This is a genomic window from Streptomyces sp. NPDC054841, from assembly GCF_053611045.1.
In genome coordinates this window covers 1-5,071 of record NZ_JBSGZO010000563.1, presented here as the reverse complement: position 1 = coordinate 5,071, position 5,071 = coordinate 1, and the positions used below count along the sequence as shown (strand labels likewise).

The window sequence follows — 5,071 nt, the reverse complement described above, 5'->3', positions numbered from 1 at the left end:
GCCGGACACTGTGTGGTGTCCGGCCGCGTCCCTATGGGTGGTTTGCCGCCGCGGTGTGCTGGGGCACAGGCCCGTGGCGTAATCTCAAAGGCTGGAGCCCGCCTCTCGGGGCCTCGATCCACACCTTGGGGTTGCACAGCAGATGACCGCGATTTCTCTCGGTATGCCGTCCGTTCCGATCAAGCTCGCCGACCGGAGGGTCAGCCGCAAGATCCAGGTCGGCTCGGTCGCCGTCGGCGGCGACGCGCCCGTGTCGGTGCAGTCGATGACGACGACGCGGACCTCCGACGTCGGTGCCACGCTGCAGCAGATCGCCGAGCTGACCGCTTCGGGCTGCCAGATCGTGCGCGTCGCCTGCCCCACGCAGGACGACGCCGACGCGCTCTCCACCATCGCCAGGAAGTCGCAGATCCCGGTGATCGCGGACATCCACTTCCAGCCGAAGTACGTGTTCGCCGCCATCGACGCCGGCTGTGCGGCCGTCCGCGTCAACCCCGGCAACATCAAGCAGTTCGACGACAAGGTCAAGGAGATCGCCCGGGCCGCCAAGGACGCGGGCACCCCGATCCGTATCGGCGTCAACGCGGGCTCCCTCGACGCCCGGCTCCTGAAGAAGTACGGCAAGGCCACCCCCGAGGCGCTCGTCGAGTCGGCGCTGTGGGAGGCGTCCCTCTTCGAGGAGCACGACTTCCACGACATCAAGATCTCGGTCAAGCACAACGACCCGGTCGTCATGGTCAACGCCTACCGGCAGCTGGCCGCCCAGTGCGACTACCCGCTGCACCTCGGTGTGACCGAGGCCGGTCCGGCCTTCCAGGGCACCATCAAGTCCGCCGTCGCCTTCGGCGCACTGCTCAGCGAGGGCATCGGCGACACCATCCGCGTCTCGCTGTCCGCGCCGCCGGCCGAGGAGGTCAAGGTCGGCATCCAGATCCTGGAGTCGCTGAACCTGCGCCAGCGCCGCCTGGAGATCGTCTCCTGCCCGTCCTGCGGCCGCGCCCAGGTCGACGTCTACAAGCTGGCCGACCAGGTGTCGGCGGGCCTCGAGGGCATGGAGGTCCCGCTGCGCGTCGCCGTCATGGGCTGCGTCGTCAACGGCCCGGGTGAGGCCCGTGAGGCGGACCTGGGTGTCGCGTCCGGCAACGGCAAGGGGCAGATCTTCGTCAAGGGCGAGGTGATCAAGACCGTCCCCGAGTCGAAGATCGTCGAGACCCTGATCGAAGAGGCCTTGAAGATCGCCGAGCAGATGGAGAAGGACGGCATCGCCTCCGGCGAGCCGGAAGTCTCCGTCAGCTGACTCCCCGCGTACAGCGAAAGGACCGGGCCCCCGGAGCCGGGGCCCGGTCGTTTCGCGTGAGCGGTACGGCTCGGCATCTCCAGGTAAAGTGCGGAGATCAGCAGGCCGTATGCAGCCATATGTACGCGCCGACGCTAGCCGACCGAGCGGCACCTGTCGTTGCCCGCAAGGAGTGATGGAGGGCCCCCTCGTGCTGACGCAGACCACCACCCGGGTCCTCGACCCCGCCGATCTCGGCGCCGCCCTCGCCGTCCTGGAGAGCGACCCCGTCGTCAACGCCTTCGTGGCCGCTCGCGTCCAGGTCGCCGGTCTCGACCCCTGGCGTCTCGGCGGCGAGATGTGGGGCTGGTACACGGAGGGACGGCTCCGCTCCCTCTGCTACTCCGGCGCCAACCTGGTCCCCATCTGCGCCACCCCCGAGGCCGTCCGCGCCTTCGCCGAGCGCGCCCGCAGGACCGGCCGCCGCTGCTCCTCGATCGTCGGACCGGCCGAGACCACCGCCCGGCTGTGGCAGCTGCTGGAGCCCAGCTGGGGACCCGCCCGCGAGGTCCGTGCCCACCAGCCGCTCATGATCACCGAGTCGATGCCGCGGGACATCGAACCCGACCCTTACGTACGCCGCATCCGCAAGGACGAGATGGGTGTGATCATGCCCGCGTGCGTGGCCATGTTCACCGAGGAGGTCGGCGTCTCGCCGATGGCCGGCGACGGCGGACTGCTCTACCAGGCCCGCGTCGCGGAGCTCGTCGGCTCCGGCCGGTCCTTCGCCCGCATCGACGACGGCAAGGTCGTCTTCAAGGCCGAGATCGGCGCGGCCACCCCGCAGGCCTGCCAGGTCCAGGGCGTCTGGGTCGCCCCCGAATTCCGCGGCCGCGGCCTCTCCGAGACCGGCATGGCCGCCGTCATCCGCTACGCCCTCGCCGACGTCGCCCCCGTCGTCAGCCTGTACGTCAACGACTACAACACCGTTGCCAGGGCGGCGTACCGACGCGTCGGATTCCGCGAGGTCGGTGCGTTCATGAGCGTGCTGTTCTGACCTGCTGACGGCGAAGTAGGGTTCCCGGCATGGAACAGGATGTCGAGGTCGGACCGGTCAACCTCGCCGCACGGGTGGACGACGCCCTCGCCGTGCAGGCCCTCGCCTTCGGACTCAGCGAGGACGAGATCGCCGTACGCCGCCACATCGTCCTCCGGCATCTGCTCTATCCCGGCGCCCACGCGTACGGGGCGACGACCCCCGAGGGACGCCTCGTCGGCTTCGTCTACGGCATGCCCAACGACCGCACCCACTGGTGGTCCACCGTCGTCGAGCCGTACCTGCGCACCAACGGCTCCGACGACTGGCTGGACGACTCCTTCGTGATCACCGAGCTGCACGTCCACCCCGGCTACCAGGGGCGCGGCATCGGCCGCACCCTGATCACCACCATCACGGACGGTGTGGACCAGCCCCGGTCCATCCTCTCCGCGATCGACGTGGAGAGCCCGGCGCGCGGGCTGTACCGGACCCTCGGCTACCGGGACCTGGCGCGCCGGGTCCTCTTCCCGAGCGCGCCGAAGCCGTACGCGGTGATGGGCGCGCCGTTGCCGCTGCTGCGGGGATGAACGGGTCTCACGGGTCTCTGCCGGGGGGCCGGCGGCTTTCCCCCGGGCGATACGGGCACCGCGTGCGGTGAACTGATTTCCGCCCGCTGGCACCGCCCGGCTAACCTCCTGCACATCACCCTTTCTTGTACGCAGGAGTTAACCCATGGCAGCCCAGGTCCAGCGCATGTCCCGTCTGATGGTCAAGACACTGCGCGACGACCCGGCGGACGCCGAGACGCTCAGCCACAAGCTCCTCGTCCGCGCGGGCTACGTCCGCCGCAACGCCGCGGGCATCTGGAGCTGGCTGCCGCTCGGCATGCGGGTCCTGGAGAACGTCGCCCGGGTCGTGCGCGAGGAGATGGACGCCATCGGCGCCCAGGAGGTGCTGCTTCCCGCCCTGCTGCCCAAGGAGCCGTACGAGGCGACCGGGCGCTGGGAGGAGTACGGCGCCGAGCTGTTCCGCCTCCAGGACCGCAAGGGCGCGGACTATCTGCTGGGCCCGACGCACGAGGAGATCTTCACCCAGCTGGTGAAGGACCAGTGCACCTCGTACAAGGACCTTCCGGTCATCCTGTACCAGATCCAGACGAAGTACCGCGACGAGGCGCGTCCGCGGTCCGGCATCCTGCGCGGCCGTGAGTTCCAGATGAAGGACTCCTACTCCTTCGACACCTCGGACGAGGGGCTGGCGGAGTCGTACCGGCTGCACCGCGAGGCGTACATCAAGATCTTCCAGCGGCTCGGCCTGGAGCACCGGATCGTGTCCGCGGTCTCCGGTGCGATGGGCGGCTCGGCGTCCGAGGAGTTCCTCGCGCCTGCGGCTGCGGGCGAGGACACCTTCGTGTACTGCCCCTCCTGCGACTACGCCGCGAACACCGAGGCGGTCACGTTCGCGCTGGAGCCGGTCACCGCGGAGCACGGGGCGGTCGAGGAACTGGACACCCCCGACACCCCGACCATCGAGACGCTCGCCGAGCACCTGGGCGTGCCGGCCTCCGCGACGCTCAAGAACCTCCTCGTGAAGGTCGACGGCGAGATCGTCGCGGTCGGCGTGCCGGGCGACCGCGAGGTCGACCTCGGCAAGCTCACCGACCACCTCGCGCCGGCGACCGTCGAGCTGGTCACCGCGGAGGACTTCGTGGGCCGCCCGGACCTGGTGCGCGGGTACGTCGGGCCGCAGGGCCTGGAGAAGGTCCGCTACATCGCCGACCCGCGGGTGGCACCGGGCACCGCGTGGATCACCGGCGCGAACAAGCCCGACACGCACGCCCGCAATGTGGTCGCGGGCCGTGACTTCGAGGTCGACGAGTACCTCGACGTCGTCGTGGTCGAGGACGGCGACCCGTGCCCGTCCTGCGGCACCGGGCTGAAGCTCGACCGCGCGATCGAGATCGGGCACATCTTCCAGCTGGGCCGCAAGTACGCCGACGCCTTCCAGCTCGACGTGCTGGGCCAGAACGGCAAGCCGGTGCGGGTCACCATGGGCTCGTACGGCATCGGCGTCTCCCGCGCGGTCGCGGCGCTCGCCGAGCAGCACGCCGACGAGCAGGGCCTGTGCTGGCCGCGCGAGGTCGCCCCGGCGGACGTGCACGTGGTCGCGGCGGGCAAGGCGCTCCAGACCGAGCTGGCGCTCGACGTCGCCGAGAAGCTGGGCGCGGCCGGGGTGCGGGTGCTGGTGGACGACCGTGCGGGTGTCTCCCCGGGCGTGAAGTTCACGGACGCGGAGCTGATCGGCGTGCCGAAGATCCTGGTGGCCGGGCGTCGCTCGGCCGAGGGCGTGCTGGAGCTGAAGGACCGCCGGACGGGCGAGCGCGAGGAACTGACGGTCGAGGAGGCCATCGCCCGCGTCACGGCCTGACCCCGGCCGGGGGTGACCGGTTCGGGCCGGTCGCCCCCGTGGGTGTGGTGCGGTGTGCCTTCGGCGGGGGTGCGGTGACGGTGTGACCGGTGCCGTGGGCGCGGCCGGTGTGTCCGTCCTCAAGCGCCGGACGGGCTTGGGGTGCGCCGGTACCGCGGGTGACCCGGTGTGTCCGTCCTCAAGCGCCGGACGGGCTTGGTGTGGCTGCTGCCGGTGGGGGTGGTGCGGGGCCCCTCCGGGCTCGGCTCCTCGGGACCGGCGGGGCGCCGAATACCGCGGGATTACCCGGTACTTCCGCCGCTCGGGGCGGGGCCGACCCTGCACGGCCC

At 70.7% G+C, this 5,071-nt stretch carries 4 protein-coding genes; all 4 read left to right on the top strand.

The features are described 5' to 3' along the window. Positions 1-142: 142 nt before the first annotated feature. The 4 genes from ispG to ACWGI8_RS39205 all read left to right on the top strand — a co-directional run bounded on the left by ispG (position 143) and on the right by ACWGI8_RS39205 (position 4,742). Positions 143-1,297 (top strand): flavodoxin-dependent (E)-4-hydroxy-3-methylbut-2-enyl-diphosphate synthase, encoded by a 1,155-nt coding sequence (gene ispG / locus ACWGI8_RS39220; protein WP_453668222.1) that lies wholly within the window; start codon positions 143-145, stop codon positions 1,295-1,297. Positions 1,298-1,487: 190 nt separating this feature from the next. After that, positions 1,488-2,333: a GNAT family N-acetyltransferase gene (locus ACWGI8_RS39215; protein ID WP_453668223.1), complete on the top strand. Its 846-nt coding sequence runs from the start codon at positions 1,488-1,490 to the stop codon at positions 2,331-2,333. Positions 2,334-2,362: 29 nt separating this feature from the next. Continuing rightward, positions 2,363-2,902 (top strand): GNAT family N-acetyltransferase, encoded by a 540-nt coding sequence (locus ACWGI8_RS39210; RefSeq protein WP_453668221.1) that lies wholly within the window; start codon positions 2,363-2,365, stop codon positions 2,900-2,902. Between the two features lie 145 nt (positions 2,903-3,047). Continuing rightward, positions 3,048-4,742 carry a proline--tRNA ligase gene (locus ACWGI8_RS39205; RefSeq protein ID WP_453668220.1) on the top strand — a complete coding sequence of 565 codons (1,695 nt, stop codon included), beginning with the start codon at positions 3,048-3,050 and terminating at the stop codon, positions 4,740-4,742. Positions 4,743-5,071 lie beyond the last annotated feature (329 nt).

Bases quoted from the DNA above. Each gene is read 5' to 3' on its own strand.
- ispG (WP_453668222.1), top strand. From the start codon at position 143: ATGACCGCGATTTCTCTCGGTATGCCGTCCGTTCCGATCAAGCTCGCC.
- ACWGI8_RS39210 (WP_453668221.1), top strand. From the start codon at position 2,363: ATGGAACAGGATGTCGAGGTCGGACCGGTCAACCTCGCCGCACGGGTG.
- ACWGI8_RS39205 (WP_453668220.1), top strand. From the start codon at position 3,048: ATGGCAGCCCAGGTCCAGCGCATGTCCCGTCTGATGGTCAAGACACTG.